The sequence below is a fragment of the Planococcus halotolerans genome (assembly GCF_003289955.1).
GTDB lineage: Bacteria > Bacillota > Bacilli > Bacillales_A > Planococcaceae > Planococcus > Planococcus halotolerans.
This window is the reverse complement of record NZ_QLZR01000001.1, coordinates 96325-118917: the sequence shown is the minus strand read 5'-3', so window position 1 is coordinate 118917 and position 22593 is coordinate 96325. Positions and strand designations below refer to the sequence as shown.

The 22593-nt window shown below is 46.4% G+C and carries 22 protein-coding genes; 21 read left to right on the top strand and 1 reads right to left on the bottom strand.

The window, feature by feature from the left end:
• The first annotated feature begins 6 nt into the window (after positions 1-6).
• From DP120_RS00495 to DP120_RS00475, 6 genes are all read left to right on the top strand, one after another.
• Complete coding sequence (locus tag DP120_RS00495) at positions 7-1146, top strand: acyl-CoA dehydrogenase (RefSeq protein WP_112221231.1); 1140 nt, start codon at positions 7-9, stop codon at positions 1144-1146.
• Between the two features lie 14 nt (positions 1147-1160).
• The gene (locus tag DP120_RS00490) at positions 1161-1805 is read left to right on the top strand and encodes a TetR/AcrR family transcriptional regulator (RefSeq protein WP_112221230.1); all 645 of its coding nucleotides are present in this window, start codon (positions 1161-1163) and stop codon (positions 1803-1805) included.
• 3 nt (positions 1806-1808) lie between these two features.
• Positions 1809-5060, top strand: coding sequence for a fused isobutyryl-CoA mutase/GTPase IcmF (gene icmF / locus DP120_RS00485; RefSeq protein WP_112221229.1), 3252 nt, complete (start codon positions 1809-1811; stop codon positions 5058-5060).
• Between the two features lie 345 nt (positions 5061-5405).
• A complete protein-coding gene (locus DP120_RS18305) occupies positions 5406-5567 on the top strand; it encodes a hypothetical protein (RefSeq protein WP_165843682.1) in 162 nt (53 codons plus the stop codon).
• A gap of 62 nt (positions 5568-5629) precedes the next feature.
• The gene (rpoE, locus tag DP120_RS00480; RefSeq protein ID WP_112221228.1) at positions 5630-6199 is read left to right on the top strand and encodes a DNA-directed RNA polymerase subunit delta; all 570 of its coding nucleotides are present in this window, start codon (positions 5630-5632) and stop codon (positions 6197-6199) included.
• A 409-nt stretch (positions 6200-6608) separates the two neighbouring features.
• Positions 6609-8207 carry a CTP synthase gene (locus DP120_RS00475; protein ID WP_112221227.1) on the top strand — a complete coding sequence of 533 codons (1599 nt, stop codon included), beginning with the start codon at positions 6609-6611 and terminating at the stop codon, positions 8205-8207.
• 55 nt (positions 8208-8262) lie between these two features.
• Here DP120_RS00475 and DP120_RS00470 read toward each other — a convergent pair whose 3' ends face one another.
• On the bottom strand, positions 8263-8766 hold the full coding sequence (locus DP120_RS00470) for a DUF2529 family protein (protein ID WP_240611929.1): 504 nt from the start codon (positions 8764-8766) through the stop codon (positions 8263-8265).
• Between the two features lie 67 nt (positions 8767-8833).
• On the opposite strand from DP120_RS00470, the gene DP120_RS00465 reads away from it, so the two are divergent.
• The 15 genes from DP120_RS00465 (at position 8834) to DP120_RS00395 (ending at position 22545) form a co-directional block, all read left to right on the top strand.
• Complete coding sequence (locus tag DP120_RS00465) at positions 8834-9193, top strand: response regulator (RefSeq protein WP_420812405.1); 360 nt, start codon at positions 8834-8836, stop codon at positions 9191-9193.
• 86 nt (positions 9194-9279) lie between these two features.
• On the top strand, positions 9280-10140 hold the full coding sequence (locus tag DP120_RS00460) for a class II fructose-bisphosphate aldolase (protein WP_112221224.1): 861 nt from the start codon (positions 9280-9282) through the stop codon (positions 10138-10140).
• An 83-nt stretch (positions 10141-10223) separates the two neighbouring features.
• Complete coding sequence (fsa, locus tag DP120_RS00455) at positions 10224-10874, top strand: fructose-6-phosphate aldolase (RefSeq protein ID WP_112221223.1); 651 nt, start codon at positions 10224-10226, stop codon at positions 10872-10874.
• Between the two features lie 125 nt (positions 10875-10999).
• The gene (locus tag DP120_RS00450; RefSeq protein WP_112221222.1) at positions 11000-12298 is read left to right on the top strand and encodes a UDP-N-acetylglucosamine 1-carboxyvinyltransferase; all 1299 of its coding nucleotides are present in this window, start codon (positions 11000-11002) and stop codon (positions 12296-12298) included.
• Between the two features lie 77 nt (positions 12299-12375).
• On the top strand, positions 12376-13341 hold the full coding sequence (gene glpX / locus DP120_RS00445; RefSeq protein ID WP_112221221.1) for a class II fructose-bisphosphatase: 966 nt from the start codon (positions 12376-12378) through the stop codon (positions 13339-13341).
• Positions 13342-13456: 115 nt separating this feature from the next.
• Positions 13457-14740, top strand: coding sequence for a transcription termination factor Rho (gene rho, locus DP120_RS00440; protein WP_112221220.1), 1284 nt, complete (start codon positions 13457-13459; stop codon positions 14738-14740).
• Between the two features lie 150 nt (positions 14741-14890).
• A complete protein-coding gene (gene rpmE / locus DP120_RS00435) occupies positions 14891-15115 on the top strand; it encodes a 50S ribosomal protein L31 (RefSeq protein WP_101801425.1) in 225 nt (74 codons plus the stop codon).
• A 443-nt stretch (positions 15116-15558) separates the two neighbouring features.
• Positions 15559-16152 (top strand): thymidine kinase, encoded by a 594-nt coding sequence (locus DP120_RS00430; protein WP_112221219.1) that lies wholly within the window; start codon positions 15559-15561, stop codon positions 16150-16152.
• A 490-nt stretch (positions 16153-16642) separates the two neighbouring features.
• Positions 16643-17716, top strand: a complete 1074-nt coding sequence (gene prfA / locus DP120_RS00425; RefSeq protein ID WP_112221218.1) for a peptide chain release factor 1 — start codon at positions 16643-16645, stop codon at positions 17714-17716.
• Positions 17709-18566, top strand: a complete 858-nt coding sequence (gene prmC, locus DP120_RS00420) for a peptide chain release factor N(5)-glutamine methyltransferase (RefSeq protein WP_112221217.1) — start codon at positions 17709-17711, stop codon at positions 18564-18566. The genes prfA and prmC overlap by 8 nt, the downstream gene beginning before the upstream one ends.
• 89 nt (positions 18567-18655) lie before the next feature.
• A complete protein-coding gene (locus tag DP120_RS00415) occupies positions 18656-19648 on the top strand; it encodes an L-threonylcarbamoyladenylate synthase (RefSeq protein WP_112221216.1) in 993 nt (330 codons plus the stop codon).
• A gap of 25 nt (positions 19649-19673) precedes the next feature.
• Positions 19674-20111, top strand: coding sequence for a low molecular weight protein arginine phosphatase (locus DP120_RS00410; protein ID WP_112221215.1), 438 nt, complete (start codon positions 19674-19676; stop codon positions 20109-20111).
• 177 nt (positions 20112-20288) lie between these two features.
• Positions 20289-20726, top strand: a complete 438-nt coding sequence (rpiB, locus tag DP120_RS00405) for a ribose 5-phosphate isomerase B (RefSeq protein ID WP_112221214.1) — start codon at positions 20289-20291, stop codon at positions 20724-20726.
• A gap of 12 nt (positions 20727-20738) precedes the next feature.
• Positions 20739-21323 carry a TIGR01440 family protein gene (locus DP120_RS00400; protein WP_112221213.1) on the top strand — a complete coding sequence of 195 codons (585 nt, stop codon included), beginning with the start codon at positions 20739-20741 and terminating at the stop codon, positions 21321-21323.
• The gene (locus DP120_RS00395; protein ID WP_112221212.1) at positions 21310-22545 is read left to right on the top strand and encodes a serine hydroxymethyltransferase; all 1236 of its coding nucleotides are present in this window, start codon (positions 21310-21312) and stop codon (positions 22543-22545) included. The genes DP120_RS00400 and DP120_RS00395 overlap by 14 nt, the downstream gene beginning before the upstream one ends.
• Positions 22546-22593: the final 48 nt, after the last annotated feature.

Below are 22593 nucleotides of genomic sequence, written 5' to 3'. Positions count from 1 at the left end.
ATGAAAATGAATTTTAAATTAAGCGAAGAACATGAAATGATCCGTAAAATGGTGCGCGATTTTGCAAACAAAGAAGTGGCACCGACAGCAGAAGAGCGTGACGAAGAAGAACGCTTTGACCGCGAAATTTTCGACAAGATGGCTGAACTTGGCCTGACTGGGATTCCTTGGCCGGAAGAATACGGCGGAATCGGTTCCGATTACTTGGCGTATTGCATCGCAGTTGAAGAATTGTCACGCGTTTGTGCATCAACAGGTGTAACCCTTTCAGCGCATACATCACTTGCGGGATGGCCGGTATACACATTCGGAACAGAAGAGCAGAAACAGAAATATCTTCGTCCGATGGCAGAAGGTTCGAAAATTGGCGCTTATGGTCTGACTGAACCGGCTTCTGGTTCGGATGCGGGCGGCATGAAAACAAATGCCAAAGAAGACGGCGACCACTGGATCCTTAACGGTTCGAAGATCTTCATCACAAACGGCGGCATTGCCGACATTTATATCGTCTTTGCTGTGACTGACCCGACTTCAAAACATAAAGGGACAACTGCGTTCATCGTAGAAAAAGATTTCGAAGGCTTCTCTGTCGGCAAAAAAGAGAAGAAACTCGGAATCCGTTCAAGCCCAACAACTGAAATCATTTTCGACAACTGCCGTGTACCGAAAGAAAATATGCTCGGCGAACTTGGCCAGGGCTTTAAAATCGCAATGCAGACACTTGACGGCGGACGCAACGGAATCGCTGCACAGGCAGTCGGCATCGCACAAGGTGCAATGGACGCTGCAATCGATTATGCGAAAGAGCGCGAGCAATTCGGCAAACCGATTGCTGCGAACCAGGGGATTTCATTCAAACTGGCGGATATGGCGACTTCAATCGAAGCTTCACGCCTGTTGACTTACCAGGCTGCTTGGCTTGAGTCGAATAAATACTCTTACAGCAAAGAATCGGCTATGGCTAAATTGATGGCTGGCGATACAGCGATGAAAGTTACAGTTGAAGCTGTGCAGGTATTCGGCGGTTACGGCTACACGAAAGATTATCCGGTCGAACGCTTCATGCGCGACGCGAAAATCACCCAAATCTATGAAGGCACACAGGAAATCCAGCGTTTGGTCATTTCCCGTATGGTCACAAAATAATCGGAGGCAGGCCTATGAATGAAAAGCGTGCAATACAGTCTTCCGTAAAAGATGAAAGCCTGATCGAAAAGCGCCGAGCGCAAATGATCCGCGGCGCTGTCACGCTTTTTAAAGAAAAAGGCTTTCACCGCACGACTACTAGAGAAATCGCCAAAGCAGCAGGCTTCAGCATCGGCACTTTATATGAATACATCCGTACAAAAGAAGATGTGCTTTATCTGGTCTGTGACTCGATTTATGACGAAGTGCATTCACGCCTTGCAACGATCGATATGGAAAATGGCTCATGGGAAGTGCTGATTACTGCACTCGAGCATTATTACGGATTGATCGATGATATGCAGGATGAATTTGTCGTCATGTACCAGGAATCGAAATCATTGCCGAAAGACGCCTTGCAATACGTGCTGAAAAAGGAAACGGAAATGGTCTCCCTTTTCGAGCGCCTATTGACTGAATGCGCCGAACGCGGGCAGGTGGATCTGACGCCGAAGGAAATCGTTTTGGCGTCCCATCATTTATTCGTTCAGGGCCAGATGTGGGCATTCCGCCGCTGGGCCCTGCGCGACTTCACCATTCAAGAATTTATCGCAATGCAAACGAAGTTCCTTCTGCAGGGGATGGCAGGAGAAAAAATCTCGATAACAGGGGGCTACTAATAAATGGCTACAATCCAGGAATCAAAAACGTACCAGCCGAAAAACCATATCCGTTTTGTGACGGCTTCCGCGTTGTTTGACGGACACGACGCTTCGATTAATATCATGCGCCGTATCCTTCAGTCGACAGGAGTGGAAGTGATCCATCTTGGACATAACCGTTCTGTTGAAGAAGTTGTTAATGCTGCAATCCAGGAAGATGTACAGGGCATCGCCATCTCTTCTTATCAGGGCGGCCACGTTGAATACTTTAAATACATGCACGATCTTTTGGCGGAAAAAGGTGCAGGACATATCCGCATTTATGGCGGAGGCGGAGGGGTCATTCTGCCGCGTGAAATTATGGAACTTCATGATTACGGCATTGCCCGCATCTTCTCTCCTGAAGACGGCCGTAAAAAAGGCCTGCAGGGAATGATCACGGAAATCGTGGAAGAATGTGATTTCTCGACTGTCAAAGAGGGTCTTACTTTGGACAACCTGTCTCCAGAAAATCCGGTAACAGTTGCTAACTTGATCACAGCCGCAGAAGAAACGCATACCCGCGGCGGTGATACAGCCGATTTGATGGAAACAGTTAAAAAAGCATCAAAGAATACACCGGTCCTAGGTATCACCGGAACAGGCGGAGCGGGGAAAAGCTCGTTAACGGATGAATTGATCCGCCGTTTCCTCACTGAATTGCCAGGCAAAAACATCGCAATCCTGTCAATCGACCCGACAAAACAGAAAACGGGTGGGGCCCTCTTGGGTGACCGGATCCGCATGAATGCCATTTTCAACAAACGCGTCTTTATGAGAAGTCTTGCAACCCGTGGTTCACGCACGGAATTGTCCGCAGCTCTTGGTGACGTACTCGACGTGATCAAAGCTGCCGGCTTCGACCTGATCGTCGTGGAAACGAGCGGAATCGGCCAGGGCGATGCTGAAATCGCCAACTTCTCGGATGTCTCCATGTACGTGATGACAAGTGAGTTCGGAGCTCCTTCCCAACTTGAAAAAATCGACATGATCGATTATGCAGATTTGATCGTCATCAATAAATTCGAGCGTAAAGGTTCAGAAGATGCACTTCGCCAAGTTCAAAAGCAATTCCAGCGCAGCCATATGCGTTTTGATGAAGCCTTGGATAAAATGCCGGTTTATGGCACAATTGCCAGCCAGTTCAATGATAAAGGAACAAATTCCCTATTTGCGGCATTGGTGGCAATAGTCAATGAAAAATGTGGAACTGACTGGGAAACGGATTATGAACAATTCGCAAAAACCCAAAAAGAGAATCTGATCATCCCGAATGACCGCCGTTATTATTTGCGTGAATTGACGGATACAGTACGCGGCTACCATGCCAAGTCAAAAGAACAGGCAGCATTTGCCCGCCGTTTGTTCCAATTGGAAGGTGCCATCGAAGAAGTGAAGAAAAATTCACCGGACGATGCATTGGTTAATTCGCTTGAATCTCTTGCTAATGGCATTCGCGATCAATTGACGAATGAATCGAAACGCATTCTTGAAAACTGGTCGGCTTTGAAAGAAGCCTATACAGGCGATGAATTCGTGACCACTGTCCGCGACAAGGAAATCCGCACGATTTTACGTACGGAAAGCTTGTCCGGCCTGAAGATTCCGAGAGTCGTATTGCCGAAATTCGTTGATTACGGAGAAATCCTCAGCTGGGTTTACGCTGAAAACGTACCGGGTTCATTCCCTTACACGGCTGGCGTATTCCCGTTCAAACGGGCTGGAGAAGATCCGAAACGCCAATTCGCGGGCGAAGGAACGCCGGAACGCACAAACCGCCGCTTCCATTACCTGTCGAAAGACGATGATGCGAAACGTTTGTCGACGGCATTCGATTCTGTAACGCTTTACGGCGAAGATCCGGATCACCGTCCCGACATTTACGGAAAAGTCGGCGAGTCGGGTGTATCCATCTGTACTCTTGAAGATATGAAGAAACTATATGACGGCTTTGATTTGTGCGCACCGTCCACTTCTGTTTCAATGACAATCAATGGACCGGCGCCGATCATCCTTGCGATGTTCATGAACACGGCGATCGACCAGCAAGTCAAAAAACGTGAAGAAGAACTCGGCCGCACATTGACCGTCGAAGAATTCACGGAAGTCCGTGAAGGAACGCTGCAAGTGGTCCGCGGAACTGTCCAGGCGGATATCCTGAAAGAAGACCAAGGGCAGAATACCTGTATCTTCTCAACTGAATTCGCGTTGCGTATGATGGGTGATATCCAGCAATACTTTATCGACCATAAAGTGCGCAATTACTATTCTGTATCGATTTCGGGCTATCACATTGCGGAAGCGGGCGCGAATCCAATTTCTCAACTCGCCTTCACGCTGTCGAACGGCTTCACTTACGTGGAATATTATTTAAGCCGCGGCATGAACATCGATGACTTTGCGCCGAACTTGTCGTTCTTCTTCTCGAACGGCCTGGATCCGGAATACACGGTTATCGGCCGCGTGGCAAGACGCATCTGGGCAATCGTGATGCGCGATAAATACGGTGCCAATGAACGCAGCCAGAAACTGAAATACCATGTTCAGACTTCAGGCCGCAGCCTTCACGCACAGGAAATCGACTTCAACGATATCCGCACGACGCTGCAGGCATTGATGGCGCTGCAGGATAACTGCAACTCGCTTCATACAAATGCTTATGACGAAGCCATCACGACTCCGACTGAGGAATCTGTGCGCCGCGCTATGGCGATCCAGATGATCATCACGAAAGAGCATGGCTTGTCGAAAAACGAAAACCCGCTGCAGGGGGCATTCATTATAGAAGAAATGACGCAGCTTGTTGAAGAAGCGGTATTGCAGGAATTCGACCGCATCAACGACCGCGGCGGCGTACTTGGCGCAATGGAAACACAATACCAGCGCGGCAAAATCCAGGAAGAATCCATGCATTACGAAATGAAGAAACACACAGGTGAATTGCCGATTATCGGAGTCAATACGTATCTGAACCCGAATCCGCAATCGGACGATGACATCAACGCGATGGAAATCGCCCGCGCCACCAAAGAGGAAAAAGAAGCACAAATCGAGAAGCTGCGTGCCTTCCAGGATCGCAATAACTCGGACGAAGCGCTTGAACGCTTGAAACAGGCCGCGAAAACTGGCGGCAACATCTTTGAAGAATTGATGGAAACTGTAAAAGTGGCAAGCCTTGGCCAAATCACGACAGCTTTATACGAAGTCGGCGGCCAATATCGCCGGAATATGTAAGATTTTTAGTGAAAACCCGTTTGCATCCTTTGCAGACGGGTTTTTCATGCTTGGATTTGATTGATTTTGGAAGTTGTGGGCGATTAAATCGAGTTATGGGCGATTAGAAAAGTTTATGGGCGATTAGAAAAAAATATGGGCGAATAAAATGATTTGTGGGCGATTAAACAGATTTACGCGCGATTAACGCCCGCTTGCGTACGTTCAGCACAAATCTGCATGTGACTGACATGTGGGGCAACATACAGCCGGCTCTCCGGATTGATCCGAAATGCTATTCGATATATTCAGGAAACTCAGTTATAATAGAAGAAATTGCACGTGGGCCATAAAGGATGATTAACTATGCCGAAGTATGTAAATTACCTGATCGTAATTGTGTGTATCATATTGATCGTTTTCCTGTACAATAGAGCACTGGGTTCCATTCCGTTAATCATCCTGTCGCTGTACCTGTTTTATTATGGGTGGAAGGAATTGGGGAAAAGAAAAAACAAGTCACGGTAGCGGACTGAAGAGACTTTGTATATAATGAATTAAGTTAAGAGAGAAGAAGGGACGTGCGGTAATTGAAATTACGTGAATTATCCAGAGAAGAACTAATCGAAGAGTCGTTTGTAGACTTAACATACGCATTATTGGCTGAAACCCATGAAACAAAAACATATCCTGAAATCGTCGAGGAAATTGAAAACTTGTTGGGCCTTTCAAGAGAAGATATGAAAGCCCGCCTTGTGCAATTCTACACAGACATGAATATTGATGGACGCTTCCTGATCCTGGGCGAAAACCGTTGGGGCCTTCGCGAGTGGTATCCGGTTGAACAGATCGAAGAAGAATCTGCACCGACTGTAAAAGCCCGCAAGAAGAAAGCGAAAGTTGCGGACGATGAAGAATTCGAAGACATGGACCTTGAAATGGAAGATGAACTCGACTTCGATGATTTTGACGAAGATGAAGAAGATGACGAGGATGTAACTCCTAAACTCGGCGAAGAAGTGGAAGTAATCGATTTCGATGCGGAAACTGACGAAGACGAGGATGAAGAGGATGTTGACGTACTGGTCGAAGACATCGATGGCAACATCATTGATGAAGAAGACGAAGAAGATGAAGAAGAAGACGAAGAGTTGAAGTAATCAGAACATTTTTTTACCTTGACTTTAATCGCAGGACTGGATAAGATTTTACTGGGCTCCTTAAAACAGGAGAAATGATTCGTACAGTTTATGCGCTCCCTCTGCACGCAGCAGGAGGGGCGCTTTTTATTTTTTCCCGGACAATAGTTTTATAAAGAAAATTCTTTAAAGAGTCGCTTCGGCGCTTTGGACAAGACTAAGATTATGCTCCTGCGCAAGCTCGTCGCAAAGGAGGCGCCATCTTCGTTTGGCGCACCTTGCCTCCTGCTATAAGCTAAGAAGTACACTCGTCTTATAGCTCCGGTCGGCATTTGCCTGCTTCATAGGCGCGCCGGCGCTAGAGAAATTTCTCGCTTATTAAAGCATTTTCCCACAAAGCACGTCTTCTAAAATCGAGGAGGAAACAAGCATGACAAAGTATATATTCGTAACCGGCGGCGTAGTATCGTCACTCGGAAAAGGCATCACCGCTGCTTCACTTGGGCGTTTATTGAAAAACAGAGGATTGAACGTCACAATCCAGAAATTCGATCCATACATCAACATTGACCCGGGCACGATGAGCCCTTACCAGCACGGAGAAGTTTTCGTAACGGATGACGGCGCGGAAACGGATTTGGATCTTGGCCACTACGAGCGTTTCATCGACATCAACTTGAACAAATATTCGAATGTGACGACGGGGAAAGTCTATTCGACAGTTATCCAAAAAGAGCGCCGCGGCGATTATCTTGGCGGAACAGTCCAAGTAATTCCGCACATCACCAATGAAATCAAAGATCGTTTGCTGCGTGCAGCGAAAACGGCAAAAGCGGACGTAGTCATCACGGAAATCGGGGGAACAGTTGGGGATATCGAGTCTCTGCCATTCCTGGAAGCGATTCGCCAGATGAAATCAGACCTTGGACGCGAGGAAGTTATGTACATCCACTGTACATTGATCCCTTACCTTGGTGCAGCAAAAGAAATGAAAACAAAACCGACCCAGCACAGTGTCAAGGAATTGCGCAGTTTGGGTATTCAGCCTAACCTGATCGTCGTCCGTACGGAACATCCGGTGCCGCAGGATATGAAAGATAAGATTGCCTTATTCTGTGACATTAAAGCGGAAGAAGTTATCGAATCGCGTGACGTTGATGTGATATATGAAATGCCGCTTCGTTTGCAGGAGCAGAACATGGACCAGATCGTGCTTGACCATTTCGGCATCGAAGCGCCTGAAGCGGACATGACGGAATGGACTGGGCTTGTGGAAAAAGTGAAATCACTGAAGAAAACAGTCCGCATCGGCCTTGTCGGTAAATACGTCGAGTTGCAGGATGCTTACATTTCAGTTGTGGAATCATTGAAACACGCAGGTTTTGCTTTTGATTCGGAAATTGAAGTTGATTGGATTAATGCAGAACACGTTAATGCCGAAAACGTTGAAGAGAAATTGAACAATTGTGACGGCATCCTGGTTCCAGGTGGTTTCGGGGACCGCGGAGTGGAAGGCAAGATCGTCGCAACGAAATATGCACGTGAAAACAAAGTGCCATTCTTCGGTATTTGCTTAGGGATGCAGCTGGCATCCGTTGAATTCGCACGCAGCCTGATGGGAATGGAAGATGCCCATTCTTCAGAATTAAACCCGAAAACTTCGTATCCGGTCATCGATTTACTGCCGGAGCAAAAAGATATCGAAGATCTTGGCGGCACTTTGCGCCTCGGACTTCAACCTGCGAAATTGCAGGAAGGTACAAAAGCGTATGAAGCTTACGGCGAATCGTTGGTGTACGAACGCCACCGCCACCGCTACGAGTTCAACAACGAATTCCGCGAGCAATTCGAAGCAGCCGGTTTCGTCTTCTCGGGTACAAGCCCGGATGGCCGCCTGGTTGAAATCATCGAAATTGCTGATCACCCATGGTTCGTGGCTTGCCAATTCCACCCGGAATTCATCTCGCGCCCGAACCGTCCGCAGCCATTGTTCCGTGAATTTGTCAGAGCATCGATTGAAAATAAATAATTAAACAAAAAACAAAAGCCTTTCCGGTAAATTAAATCCGGGAAGGCTTTTCGGTTTAATAGGATTCTTCAGCCAGCATCTCGTCCATCATCAACTTGATGATGTGGTAAGCATAGAGTGCTGCCATCGCATGGGGCATGACGTTTCGGCTGCCAGTTTCAGCCACAGGGATGCCATTATCGATGCCAAGCGACAGGAAGACTTCCGGAAGATCTGTCTCTTTTGACTCCGCGCAGAGCATGGCGAATGGGATGGCGGCATCGGACAATCTGCCTGCAAGTTCATCCCCTTCATCTTTTTTTGCTAGAATGAAGACACGGTCTGCGCTGGTTAGAATGCTTTCCGGTTTCCATTCGCTGGCAGAAGGCAGCGGCTCATCGCCGTCGAGTGCGGCAGCGGCCACGGCTTTCATTTCACCGAAGGCAGCAAGACAGATGGTGCCTTCACTGATAACAGCCTGGGCAAGAAGGCGCGCGACGTCTTCGAGGGTATCTTTATGACCGTCGATTTGCTGAAACAGCTTAGTTAATTGTGCAGAGAATATTTTCAATTCTTTCACCTCAAGCAAAAGTATAGCAGATGCATCAACAGATAAAATGCGGGGAGAAGAGTTAGGAGGAAACTATTTGAAAACGATTTTGATTGTAGACGACCAACCGGGAATCCGGATGTTGTTGGAAGAGGTTTTTTCGAAAGAAGGCTTTGAGACCCTTTCCGCCAGCAATGGTCGTGAAGCATTGGATATTTTTGAACAGCTGCGGCCGGAATTAGTCCTGCTTGATATGAAAATTCCAGGAATGGATGGCATTGAAATTCTAAAACGAATGAAACAGGAATGCGAAGGTGTACAAGTGGTGATGATGACTGCCTATGGTGAATTGAATTTAATCGAAGAAGCGAAGACATGGGGAGCGGTGCGCCACTTCACAAAACCGTTCGACGTATTCGAGTTACGCGAGACTGTAAAGAAATTGTTAGAAGACTGATACACTGGGAAGTGGCGGATAGATACAGTTTTTGTTATGATAGGGAAGGTATTTGCTTTATTTAGTCCCTGAGGAGGAAGTTTGTCATGGCATTGGTTTCAATGAAAGAAATGATGATAAAAGGTAAAGAAGAAGGATACGCAATTGGTCAGTTCAACTTGAACAATTTGGAATTCACACAGGCGATTCTTCAGGCTGCACAAGAGGAGAATTCTCCGGTTATTTGTGGAGTATCAGAAGGAGCTGCCCGTTATATGGGTGGATTCACAACGGTAGTAAACATGGTGAAGGGCCTTATGCACGACTATAAAATAACAGTGCCTGTGGCAATTCATTTGGACCATGGCTCAAGCTTCGAAAAATGCAAGGAAGCAATCGATGCTGGATTTACCTCAGTAATGATTGATGCATCTCACCATCCTTTTGAAGAGAATATTGAGATAACGAGACAAGTTGTCGAGTATGCACATAAACATAACGTATCTGTGGAAGCTGAATTAGGCACGGTTGGCGGCCAGGAAGATGATATTATCGCTGATGGCGTTATTTACGCCGATCCACAGGAATGCAAACAATTGGTCGAGCAGACTGGAATTGATTGCCTGGCTCCTGCACTTGGTTCAGTTCACGGACCTTATAAAGGCGAGCCGAACCTTGGGTTTAAGGAAATGGAAGAAATTTCGCAGTTTTGTGATCTGCCGCTTGTTCTGCACGGCGGTACAGGAATTCCAGTTAAGGATATTCAACGTTCTGTATCACTTGGAACAGCGAAGATCAATGTTAATACAGAAAGCCAAATCGCTTCCGCAAAAGCAGTACGTGAAGTATTGGATAACGATAAAGTTGTCTACGATCCGCGCAAATACATGGGTCCTGCACGCGAAGCAATCAAAAACACAGTTATCGGCAAAATGCGTGAATTCGGAAGTTCAGGCAAAGCGCAATAAGACAGAATGCAAATAGATGGAAGAGAGAAGCAGCGACAAAAAGCGCCTTCTCTTTTTTCCGTACTACAGGAGGAAAAAATATTATGAAATTTTTCATTGATACAGCAAATTTTGACGAAATTAAAGAAGCACATTCATGGGGCATCCTATCCGGTGTTACAACAAACCCATCACTGGTGGCAAAAGAGAAAAACGTATCTTTCCACGACCGTTTGAAAGAAATTGCTGCATTGGTTGATGGTTCTATCAGCGGCGAAGTTATTGCTCTTGATGCAGAAAGCATGATCAAAGAAGGGCGCGAGCTTGCTGAGCTTGCACCAAATATCACAGTGAAGCTGCCTATGACTCCAGACGGCTTGAAAGCATGTGCCGTTCTTGCTGGCGAAGGCAAAAAAGTTAACGTTACATTGATTTTCAGCGCAAACCAGGCTTTGCTTGCAGCACGTGCCGGCGCAGCTTATGTATCACCTTTCCTTGGCCGTCTTGATGATATTGGCCACAACGGGATGGATCTTATTGCGACAATTGCAGAAATCTTTGCAATCCATGATATCGATTCAGAAATCATCGCAGCTTCAATCCGCCACCCTCAACACGTGACGGAAGCAGCTTTGAATGGTGCCCATATCGGCACGATGCCAATTAAAGTAATGGAGCAAATGTTTAAACACCCGTTGACGGATAAAGGAATCGAAGCATTTTTGGCTGACTGGGAAAAACGGACTGAAAAATAATATAATTAGGAAACCGAGTCCGGAATGTTTAAGGCAAACTGGGCCAATCGGACTTTTATGGTTTTCCGGAAAAGCGGCAACCGACGCATCGGATAGCCATAAAAGTAGGATAAAGGAGAATACTGATGGACGTTTATAAAATTACAGGCGGAAATCGCCTGTCTGGGACGATAAAAGTCAATGGAGCAAAAAATAGCGCGGTAGCATTGATCCCCGCATCGATTTTGGCGAATTCACCTGTTCAGATTGAAGGTTTGCCTGGCATTTCTGACGTATGGACGTTGAAGAATATCCTGGAAGAAATCGGTGGAGAAGTGAGTTTCGAAGACGGCACAATGAGCATCGATCCAACAAATATGATCGACATGCCGCTGCCAAACGGCAATGTGAAGAAATTGCGCGCTTCCTACTATATGATGGGTGCAATGCTTGGCCGTTTCAAACATGCAGCTATCGGACTGCCAGGCGGCTGTTTCCTGGGACCACGTCCAATCGATCAGCACATCAAAGGTTTTGAAGCACTGGGTGCCAAAGTAACAAATGAACACGGCGCCATCTACCTTCGCGCAGATGAACTTCGCGGAGCGAAAATCTATCTGGATGTTGTTTCAGTCGGCGCTACCATCAATATTATGCTGGCAGCAGTCTTGGCAAAAGGCCAGACGACTATTGAAAATGCAGCAAAAGAACCTGAAATTATCGATGTAGCGACTTTATTGACCAATATGGGCGCGAAAATCAAAGGAGCGGGAACAAATGTTATCCGTATCGACGGTGTTGAAGAATTGCATGGCACAAACCATACAATCATTCCGGACCGGATCGAAGCAGGTACATTTATGATTCTTGCAGCTGCAGCCGGTGACGGCATAACTATTGATAACGTCATTCCTTTCCATATGGAAGCTTTAACAGCCAAATTGCGTGAAATGGGTGTGGAAGTGCAGGAAGGCGAAGAATCGATTCATATTCCGAAACCCGAGAAATTGAAGGCAATTGACGTGAAAACCCTTGTTTATCCAGGATTCGCTACGGATCTTCAGCAGCCCTTTTCTGTGCTGATGACGCAGGCGGAAGGGTCATCGATGATCACCGACACGATTTATTCCGCACGATTTAAGCATATTGACGAATTGCGCCGCATGAACGCCAGCGGCAGAGTCGAGGGCAGAGCCGCTATCATTACGGGACCGACGCCATTGACTTCTGCAACAGTCGTTGCTTCAGATCTGCGTGCCGGTGCAGCGCTGGTGATCGCCGGATTGCTTGCTGATGGTGAAACAGAAATCCGTGAAATTTATCACATCGAACGTGGCTATGCAGAAATCATTGAAAAGTTACGCGGTTTAGGCGCAGATATCCGGAGAGAAACAATCGATCCGGTAACAAGTTCGAAGTCAGACCTTAGCTCAGACGCCAATTAACCCGGCTTAGGCCTAACAATATATGTTATAATTGCAGGGACATATATTTATATAGCCGAACGGGAGGAACGAATAATATGGAACGTAGTTTATCAATGGAATTAGTGCGTGTCACAGAAGCGGCAGCAATCGCTTCCGCAAAATGGATGGGCCGCGGCCTGAAAAATGAAGCGGACGACGCAGCAACAACTGCCATGCGAATAGTATTCGATACTATTCCTATGCAAGGCGTTGTTGTAATCGGCGAAGGCGAAATGGACGAAGCTCCGATGCTTTATATTGGCGAAGAGCTTGGGACAGGCAACGGACCGGAAGTGGATGTCGCAGTAGATCCGCTTGAAGGAACGAATATTGTAGCGGCAGGCGGTTGGAATGCGCTGGCAGTATTGGCGATTGCCGATCGCGGCAATCTGTTGAATGCACCCGATATGTATATGGATAAAATTGCTGTCGGTCCTGAATCAGTAGGGAAAATTGATATTAACGCACCTATCATCGACAATCTCCGTGCCGTGGCGAAAGCCAAGAACAAGGATATTGAAGATGTAGTGGCTACGGTCCTGAACCGTGAACGCCATGCTGAAATCATCCAACAGATCCGTGACGCCGGTGCCCGCATCAAACTCATCAATGATGGGGATGTGGCTGGTGCCATCAACACGGCTTTTGATGAAACAGGCGTAGACATTCTGTTCGGTTCAGGCGGAGCACCTGAAGGAGTCATTGCAGCTGTTGGGTTGAAATGCCTGGGAGGCGAACTTCAAGGAAAGCTCCTTCCGCAGAATGATGAAGAAAGACAACGCTGCATCGATATGGGCATCGACGTTGATAAAGTTCTTTTAATGGACGATCTTGTAAAAGGTGATGACGCAATTTTTGCAGCTACCGGTGTTACTGATGGTGAATTATTGCGCGGTATCCAGCTGAAAGGCGGCTTTGCAGAAAGCCACACTTTGGTCATGCGTGCAAAATCAGGCACGGTACGCTTTGTGGAAGGGCGCCATAGTCTGAAGAAAAAACCGAATCTCGTGATGAATGATTAATGAATGAACTTCAAATTGGGTCCGGCTTAAAAGCCGGGCTCCTTCTTTAAAATCTTCCAATTGATAACCCCAATAACGATTCCAAAAAATTTAAATAAGAGTGGTGTCCTCATACATGTCAACGATTACAATTTCCGCATTGGAAAACATGACCTTAAAAGAACTTTATAATTTAGCGAAGGAATACAAGCTTGTAAATTACAGCAAGCTGACTAAGAAAGAATTGATCTTTGCGATATTGAAAACCCGCGCTGAACAGGAAGGCTTCTTCTTTATGGAAGGTGTTCTTGAAATTATCCAGTCTGAAGGTTTCGGTTTCCTGCGTCCGATCAATTATTCACCGAGTTCTCAGGATATCTACATTTCGGCATCACAAATCCGCCGTTTTGATCTGCGGAATGGAGACAAAGTATCCGGGAAAGTGCGCCCGCCAAAAGAAAACGAACGATATTTCGGCTTGCTTCAAGTAGAAGCGGTAAATGGCGAAGATCCTGAAGTTGCAAAAGAACGAGTCCATTTCCCTGGCTTGACACCACTGTACCCAGACCGCCACATCCGTCTTGAAACCAGCCACGACCATTTATCGACGCGCATCATGGATTTGGTTTCACCCGTCGGATTTGGCCAGCGCGGTTTGATCGTTGCACCGCCAAAAGCCGGTAAAACAATGTTGTTGAAGGAAATCGCAAATTCCATCACAACGAATCATCCGGAAGCGGAATTGATTGTCCTGCTGATCGATGAACGTCCGGAAGAAGTAACAGACATCGAACGTTCAGTTGATGCGGATGTTGTTTCTTCAACATTTGATGAAATTCCGGAAAACCATGTAAAAGTTGCAGAATTGGTTCTGGAACGCGCTATGCGCCTTGTTGAACATAAACGTGATGTCGTCATTTTGATGGATTCGATAACCCGTCTCGCACGTGCATACAATCTGGTTATCCCGCCAAGCGGCCGTACACTTTCCGGAGGGATCGACCCCGCGGCGTTCCACCGCCCGAAAAGATTTTTCGGTGCGGCCCGCAATATTGAAGAAGGCGGAAGCCTGACGATTTTAGCGACAGCTTTAGTCGAAACGGGCTCCCGTATGGATGAAGTAATCTATGAGGAATTTAAAGGGACTGGCAATATGGAGCTCCATCTGGACAGAAGCCTGGCTGAGCGCCGCATATTCCCGGCACTCGACATTCGCCGTTCGGGAACACGCAAGGAAGAATTATTGATTGGCAAAGAAGAACTTGATAAACTATGGAAGATTCGTAAAACGTTCTCGGACACACACGATTTTGCGGAACGTTTCCTGAAAAAATTAAACCAAACACAAACGAATGAAGACTTTTTCGCGCAATTGACTGCCGAAATGAAAGCTCATCGCTCATCAAAAAAGACGATTTAATTTCTTGCAATAGACATCAAATCTTGTTAAGATAGTATCAATGAGTCAAAAGCAAAGCTATTGCATATACGGCCTAAAGAGCCGTGTAAGGCAATAGTAAAATAGATTAAACTCTGTTCCGGATGGTTCAGGGCGAGAGGAGAAAAACACATGAAAACAGGAATTCACCCAGAATACAAACAAGCTACAGTAACTTGCTCTTGCGGTAACTCTTTCACTACAGGATCTGTAAAAGAAGATATTAACGTAGAGCTTTGCTCGGAATGTCATCCATTTTACACTGGACGTCAAAAATTCGCAGCAGCTGATGGCCGCGTTGACCGTTTCAACAAAAAATACGGTCTTAAAGAAGAAAACCCAAACTCTGAAGAGTAAGAGTGTAAAAAAATACCTGCCTTGCGCGAAATCGCCGGGCAGGATTTTTTTTTGCCATTTTATCGGTAAATCCATTTACATAATTACAACAAAAATGCGGTAATGCATGCCGAAATTAGGTATTATTAATACTATATAAATCATCAAAAGTAATTACACTGCTTCGTCGTTTTGTCTAAAATGACACTGATAACAGAGTGCAATCTGATTTAAAGCTTTCGTTAGTTCCTATCTTACCGGTGCTGAGAAAGATAATTAGATATGGAGCAAAACAGCGAAGACTCCCAGGTGAGCAAGCGAAGTGCTGAGATCCACTCGGGCGAAGTGAAACGAGACCGAGTTAGCTCAGCGCAAGCCACCAGGAAAGCGAAGCTGTTTTGCGTAATATCGGTTTTATAAAAATATAAAGATAACTAACAAAGTGTTTGAAAGGGGTCCCTAAAATGTATGTAATGAAACAGACAGGCTGGGTGGAATTGATTTGCGGAAGCATGTTTTCCGGCAAATCGGAAGAACTGATCCGCCGCGTAAAACGCTCACAATTTGCCAAACAGAAAATCGCAGTATTCAAACCGAAAATTGACAATCGCTACAGTGAAGAAGCGGTCGTATCCCATAACGGCACGACAGTAATTGCGTTGCCAATCTCGCATTCCGAAGAAATGTGGGAATACATTACAGATGAATTCGATGTAATTGCCATCGACGAAGCACAATTTTTTGACGACGGCATCATCGAAAACGTCCAAAAACTTGCTAACCACGGCTTCCGCGTGATTGTTGCAGGATTGGATCAGGATTTCAGAGGGCTGCCTTTTGGTCCGATGCCGTCTTTGCTTGCAATTGCTGAGCAAGTTACCAAACTGCAGGCAGTATGCACAGTTTGCGGTTCACCTGCGAGCCGTACACAGCGCCTGATTGACGGCAAACCGGCGGGGTCGGACGATCCGACAATCCTGGTTGGGGCATCGGAAGCATACGAACCAAGATGCCGCCACCACCATGAAGTGCCGACAGGCGTTACGGTTTCTGAATGAAAGTGATACTGTATATAACATGAATAAGTAGAACATAGAATCTATAGTAACCGATATTCCGCAAAACAGCTTCGAAGACTTGAACGAAGCTTGCGAGTTCAAGTCTTTGCGACGAAGTGCAAAGCACTGCAACGTTTTTTGTGTCTCGAAGCTAGCGTAGCGGTGCAGAGACAGGAGCACGTGATTTTTGTTTCAACATGCTGGTTCTACACTAACTTAAACCCATGCTCCTGCATCGCTGCGCTAGCTTCGTCGCAAAGAGTCGTCCTTGCAGGCTTCGGCCGACTCTTCGCTGTTTTGCTCCATATCTCTAGAGATTTCTCTAGCGCAGGCGCGCCTATGGACTGGCCGGAGCAATAAGACGAGTGCTCTTCTCGGCTTATTGCGGGAGGCTTGTCCTAAGCGTCGAAGCGGTATTTAAGTATTTTAATATTTTAACTTATATAATAGAAGAAAACCAAAATAGTAAGAAGAAATTGAGGTGACGGCGATGTTTGATCGATTGCAAGCTGTTGAAGATCGATACGACCGTTTGAATGAGTTATTAAGTGACCCGGAAATTGTCAGTGACACCAATAAACTGCGCGAGTATTCCAAAGAGCAATCAGATTTGCAGGAAACGGTAGAAGCTTACCGCGAATATAAAGACCTGAAAGCGCAATTGGCTGATGCCAAAGCGATGTTCGATGATAAAATGGATGCTGACATGCGGGAAATGGTCAAAGAAGAAGTGAACGAATTGGAAGAGAAAGTGGAAGCGATAGAAGATCGTCTCCATATTTTATTGATACCGAAAGATCCGAATGACGATAAAAACGTCATTATGGAAGTCCGCGGAGCAGCCGGTGGAGACGAGGCAGCTTTGTTTGCTGGTGATCTTTACCGGATGTACAGCCGGTACGCCGAGTCAAAAGGCTGGAAAGTCACGATTATGGATTCATCTGCAACAGGGCTTGGCGGTTTCAAGGAAGTTGTGTTCATGATTTCCGGGAAAGGCGCATATTCCAAGATGAAATTCGAAAACGGTGCTCACCGCGTGCAGCGTGTTCCGGAAACGGAATCAGGCGGCCGCATCCATACTTCAACAGCGACGGTAGCCTGTCTGCCGGAAGTTGAAGAAGTGGAAGTCGAGATACATGACAATGATATTCGAGTGGATACCTATGCATCTTCGGGTGCCGGTGGACAGTCGGTCAACACGACGATGTCAGCGGTGCGCCTGACGCATATTCCGACGAATACCGTTGTAACATGCCAGGACGAAAAATCACAGATTAAAAACAAAGCGAGTGCCATGAAAGTGCTTCGCGCACGTGTTTATGATAAATTCCAGCAGGAAGCACAAGCTGAATATGATGCTGTCCGTAAATCTGCAGTGGGAACCGGCGACCGTTCTGAACGGATCCGTACGTATAATTACCCGCAGAACCGCGTGACAGATCACCGCATTGGTTTGACAATCCAGAAATTAGATCAGATTCTTCAAGGGAAAATGGACGAATTGATCGATGCATTGATCGTTGAAGAGCAGTCTGCACGAATGGAAAGCCTGAACAATGCATAAACAGCATAAAATCTTTGAGGCCCTTAACCGGGCTTCTTCTTATTTATTGGATAATGGACGTGAAGAAGCAGCCGCCAGGATTTTACTCCAGCATACACTTGGGATTAGCCAGGCTGGTCTTCTGGCTTCAATGCGCGATGACATGGATGAAATCAGCTTTAAAGAATTCTGGAGAGGGATTGAACAGCATGCCAAAGGGACGCCTGTGCAGCATCTGACCGGACATGAAATATTCTATGGCCGGAAATTTCTCGTGAATCCCGATGTGCTGATTCCGCGGCCGGAAACAGAAGAACTCGTCGAAGAAGCTTTGGAATTGATTGCTAAGCATATTCCAAATCCATCCCCTTCAATTGCTGATATCGGTACAGGCAGTGGAATCATTGCCATTACGATGAAACAGGAAATGCCTTCTTCAAAAGTTACGGGGACTGATATTTCACAAAAGGCTCTTGATACTGCTCGGATAAATGCAAGTGAGCTTGGTGCTGAAGTCGATTTTAAGCTGGGGGATTTATTGGAACCGTTAAAAGGGCAGAAATGGGATGTCATCCTGTCAAATCCGCCATATATCGCTTATTCGGAAGCGGAATCCATGTCAGATAGTGTAAAGGATTTCGAACCGCATTCGGCTTTATTCGCGGAACAGGAAGGTCTGGCTCTCTATTATAAGATGATGGAAGACTTGCCGGATCTGTTGAATAAACCTGGGATAATCGGTCTCGAAATCGGCCATTTACAAGGAGAGGCTGTGGAAAAGATGATGAGAACCGCTTTTCCACAGGCGAAAATCTATTGCAAAAAAGATATCAACAAAAATGACCGGATGGTTTTCTGTATAAATACCTGACTTGTGCACAAATTGGGTATAATAAGTATACAGTTATACACAATTTGTGGACAATGTCATAGAAACCTAAGGAAATGGGAGTTGCAGAGATGAGTACAGAAGTAATTCTTGTGGACAAAAATGTGAATAAAGAAGAAACTTATGCACAAGCTGTGGGTATCATTCGCAGCGGGGGCATCGTCGCTTTTCCGACCGAAACAGTCTACGGGCTTGGGGCAGACGCCACAAATGCAGAAGCAGTCGGAAAAATATTCGAGGCGAAAGGCCGGCCCGCTGATAATCCATTGATTGTTCATGTGGATTCAAAAGAGGCAGCCATCAACTATGTGGATGACGTTTCAGATAAGGCGCTAAAACTGATGGATGCGTTTTGGCCAGGGGCTTTGACGCTGATCATGAAATCCAAACCGCGGATTTTTGCGCAGAATGTGACCGCTGATCTTGAAACAGTCGGAATCCGGGTGCCGAACCATCCGGTAGCGTTGAATCTATTGAAACGTGTTCAGCTGCCGATAGCAGCTCCGAGCGCCAATACCAGCGGCAAGCCGAGTCCGACACTTGCTGAACATGTCTACCACGACATGGAACAAAAAATACCGCTGATTCTTGACGGTGGCCCGACAAAAATCGGTATTGAATCGACAGTACTGGACATGACCAGCGAACCGCCGGTTATTCTTCGTCCGGGCAATGTCACAAAAGAACAGATTGAGAATGTTATCGGCACTATCAGGTTTTCTGCTGATCTTCATGGCAATGTACCGAAATCGCCGGGCATGAAGTATACGCATTATGCTCCGGAAGCACCGGTCTACTTGATTGAAGACGACAGCAAATTGATCAGGAAAGCAATAGAGCATGTGCAAGGCAAAGGAAAGAAAGTTGCGGTCCTGAGCAGCACCGAATATCCGGAAGCCGATTTTCACTTTCCGTTGAGCCCGGAGACTTTATACAGCAGTTTAAGGAAATGCGATATGACTGATGCAGATTTGATTTTGACTGGCGTGCCGAGCGAACGGGATGATAATGATTTCATGATGAACCGCCTGGAAAAAGCGGCAGACCATAAATGGTTCAGTTAAGAATTCTTGTAAAGCAGGTGAAAGGATGAAAATTGTTTTTGTATGCACAGGCAATACTTGCAGAAGCCCGATGGCGGAAGCTATTTTGGCATCCAAGGAAATAGAGGGTATCGAAGTGCGGTCTGCGGGCGTTTTTGCGGGCAGTTCGCCGATATCCAAAAATGCCGGCGCGGTTCTTGAAGAACAGGGAATTGAATTCGACCATACCTCACGGCCGCTTTCGCCGGAAGAATTGGAATGGGCGGATATCGTTTTGACCATGACCCTTTCGCATAAACAGCTCATTCGCCAGCAGCATCCGCATGTTTCGGATAAATTATTTACATTGAAGGAATACGTGACGGGATCTGTGGAAGATGTCAGCGATCCTTATGGCGGTTCCTACTCGGTCTATCAGCAGACTTTTGATGAATTGCATGAATTGATCGGCAGGCTCGAAGAGAAACTATTGCAGGAAAAATAAAAACTTTGCCACCCTAATCCTGCGGGTGGTTTTTCTTATGTGCAGATTTCCCCAGACTCTCGACGCCATAAAGCTCAGCGTTTATATGTTTTTTCGCATAAAGATGTTAAAATGAAATCAAAGTGTAAAAGCATAAGGCAGCTTAATGCACTAACAGAAAAGAAAAGAGGGTTATACATGAAAATCGCTATTTCTTCTGATCACGGCGGCAACAATCTTCGCAAGGAAATGGTCAATCTTTTAAACGAGATGGGCATTGAATATCAGGACTTTGGACCACATACAGATGACTCTGTCGACTATCCGGATTATGCGACTCCGGTTGCGGAAGCAGTAGTAAAAGGGGAAGCGGACCGCGGCATCCTTATATGCGGTACCGGTATCGGAATGTCGATTGCAGCCAATAAAGTAAAAGGAATTCGCTGTGCTCTAGTGCATGATGTTTTCAGTGCAAAAGCGACAAGAGGGCATAACGATTCGAATGTCCTCGCAATGGGTGAACGGGTTGTCGGAGGAGGCCTTGCACGCGAGATTGCAAGAACCTGGCTGACAGGAGAGTTTGAAGGCGGGCGCCACGAGAAACGGGTTCAGAAAATCACAAACTTAGAAAAATAAGGAGTGGTCGGCATGCAAACTTTATGGCAATTGCAGCTAGAAGAAACGTTGGGTGAACTGGAACAGACAATTGATTTCAGGAAAGGCCAGGTTTTTGTTGTCGGCTGTTCAACTTCAGAAGTGCTTGGACAGCATATCGGCACCGGAGGCGGATTGGATATTGCAGAAAGCTTGTATGAACCATTGCAGAAATTCGCGGAACGCCACAAGATTTTTCTGGCATTCCAAGGTTGTGAACATATTAACCGCGCACTGACGATCGAACGGCATGCAGCGGAAAAATACGGCTGGGACCCGGTTTCGGTCATTCCTGTGCCTAAAGCCGGGGGATCGATGAGTGCTTATGCCTACAGCAGCATGAATGATCCAGTGGTGGTTGAAGAAATTAAAGCACATGCAGGAATCGATATCGGCCAGACAATGATCGGAATGCATTTAAAAAGAGTAGCCGTTCCGGTGCGTACATCTGTTAAACTAATAGGAGATGCGATTGTTTCTGCAGCAACCACCCGACCGAAACTGATCGGCGGTGAACGCGCCAGCTACAATCGTGAGTTTGTTCAATTACAGGAGGGAAATCAGGATGGATTTGATTAAAGCGCAAGACCAGGCAGTATATGAAGCAATGAATGCGGAAAAAGAACGCCAGGAAGCGAATATCGAACTGATTGCATCAGAAAACTTTGTGTCGCAGGCCGTTATGGATGCGCAAGGCTCTGTATTGACGAATAAATACGCGGAAGGCTACCCGGGCAAACGCTATTATGGGGGCTGTGAATTCGTTGATGTTGTGGAAAATATTGCCAGAGATCGCCTGAAAGAAATTTTCGGTGCTGATCATGCCAATGTCCAGCCGCATTCCGGTTCGCAGGCAAATATGGCCGTTTATACTGCAGTTCTTGAAAAAGGCGATACGGTTCTTGGGATGAACTTGAACCACGGCGGTCATTTAACTCATGGCAGCAAAGTGAATTTCAGTGGTATGCAGTATGATTTCCAGGAATATGGTGTAGATGAAGAAACTCAATTGATCGATTACGATAAAGTCCGTGAAGCTGCGCTTGAACATAAACCGAAAATGCTCGTAGCGGGAGCCAGCGCTTATTCGCGCAAGCTTGATTTTGAGAAATTCCGCGAAATCGCTGATGAAGTTGGCGCTTACCTGATGGTCGACATGGCTCATATTGCTGGTCTTGTCGCAACAGGAGTTCATCCGAATCCAGTGCCGCATGCGCATTTTGTCACTTCAACAACGCATAAAACCCTGCGCGGCCCGCGCGGCGGATTGATTCTCTGCAAAGAGGAATTCGCGAAGAAAATCGACAAAACGATATTCCCGGGAATCCAGGGCGGCCCGCTTATGCACGTTATCGCATCAAAAGCGGTAGCGTTCGGCGAAGCACAGCAGCCTGAATATAAGGAATATATCGACCAGGTTGTTAAAAACGCGGATGCACTTGCAGAAGGCCTGATGGCAGAGGGCGTTGATATCGTGTCGAATGGCACGGACAACCACCTGATGCTGATTGACTTGCGTTCATTGAATCTTACGGGCAAAGTAGCCGAAAAAGTTTTGGATGAAGTGGGCATTACAACGAATAAAAACACAATTCCATTTGACCCCGAAAGTCCTTTTGTGACTTCAGGGATCCGTCTTGGAACGCCTGCGGTAACATCCCGCGGCTTTAAAGAAGCAGAAATGAAGGAAGTCGCATCAATTATTGCGATGCTCCTCAAAAACCCAGAAGACGAAACAGCGAAGAAAGAAGCGGCTGACCGCACTGCAAAATTGACAGCCAGCTTCCCGCTATATAAATAAGGGAATGCAGCTGCTGTCAGGCAAAGGCAGTCAGCTGCATTTTTCTCC

What these genes read in the sequence shown, in the direction of transcription:
- DP120_RS00495 (WP_112221231.1), top strand. Translation starts at nt 7, where the DNA reads ATGAATTTTAAATTAAGCGAAGAACATGAAATGATCCGTAAAATGGTG.
- DP120_RS00490 (WP_112221230.1), top strand. Translation starts at nt 1,161, where the DNA reads ATGAATGAAAAGCGTGCAATACAGTCTTCCGTAAAAGATGAAAGCCTG.
- icmF (WP_112221229.1), top strand. Translation starts at nt 1,809, where the DNA reads ATGGCTACAATCCAGGAATCAAAAACGTACCAGCCGAAAAACCATATC.
- DP120_RS18305 (WP_165843682.1), top strand. Translation starts at nt 5,406, where the DNA reads ATGCCGAAGTATGTAAATTACCTGATCGTAATTGTGTGTATCATATTG.
- DP120_RS00475 (WP_112221227.1), top strand. Translation starts at nt 6,609, where the DNA reads ATGACAAAGTATATATTCGTAACCGGCGGCGTAGTATCGTCACTCGGA.
- DP120_RS00460 (WP_112221224.1), top strand. Translation starts at nt 9,280, where the DNA reads ATGGCATTGGTTTCAATGAAAGAAATGATGATAAAAGGTAAAGAAGAA.
- fsa (WP_112221223.1), top strand. Translation starts at nt 10,224, where the DNA reads ATGAAATTTTTCATTGATACAGCAAATTTTGACGAAATTAAAGAAGCA.
- DP120_RS00450 (WP_112221222.1), top strand. Translation starts at nt 11,000, where the DNA reads ATGGACGTTTATAAAATTACAGGCGGAAATCGCCTGTCTGGGACGATA.
- glpX (WP_112221221.1), top strand. Translation starts at nt 12,376, where the DNA reads ATGGAACGTAGTTTATCAATGGAATTAGTGCGTGTCACAGAAGCGGCA.
- rho (WP_112221220.1), top strand. Translation starts at nt 13,457, where the DNA reads ATGTCAACGATTACAATTTCCGCATTGGAAAACATGACCTTAAAAGAA.
- rpmE (WP_101801425.1), top strand. Translation starts at nt 14,891, where the DNA reads ATGAAAACAGGAATTCACCCAGAATACAAACAAGCTACAGTAACTTGC.
- DP120_RS00430 (WP_112221219.1), top strand. Translation starts at nt 15,559, where the DNA reads ATGTATGTAATGAAACAGACAGGCTGGGTGGAATTGATTTGCGGAAGC.
- prfA (WP_112221218.1), top strand. Translation starts at nt 16,643, where the DNA reads ATGTTTGATCGATTGCAAGCTGTTGAAGATCGATACGACCGTTTGAAT.
- prmC (WP_112221217.1), top strand. Translation starts at nt 17,709, where the DNA reads ATGCATAAACAGCATAAAATCTTTGAGGCCCTTAACCGGGCTTCTTCT.
- DP120_RS00415 (WP_112221216.1), top strand. Translation starts at nt 18,656, where the DNA reads ATGAGTACAGAAGTAATTCTTGTGGACAAAAATGTGAATAAAGAAGAA.
- DP120_RS00410 (WP_112221215.1), top strand. Translation starts at nt 19,674, where the DNA reads ATGAAAATTGTTTTTGTATGCACAGGCAATACTTGCAGAAGCCCGATG.
- rpiB (WP_112221214.1), top strand. Translation starts at nt 20,289, where the DNA reads ATGAAAATCGCTATTTCTTCTGATCACGGCGGCAACAATCTTCGCAAG.
- DP120_RS00400 (WP_112221213.1), top strand. Translation starts at nt 20,739, where the DNA reads ATGCAAACTTTATGGCAATTGCAGCTAGAAGAAACGTTGGGTGAACTG.
- DP120_RS00395 (WP_112221212.1), top strand. Translation starts at nt 21,310, where the DNA reads ATGGATTTGATTAAAGCGCAAGACCAGGCAGTATATGAAGCAATGAAT.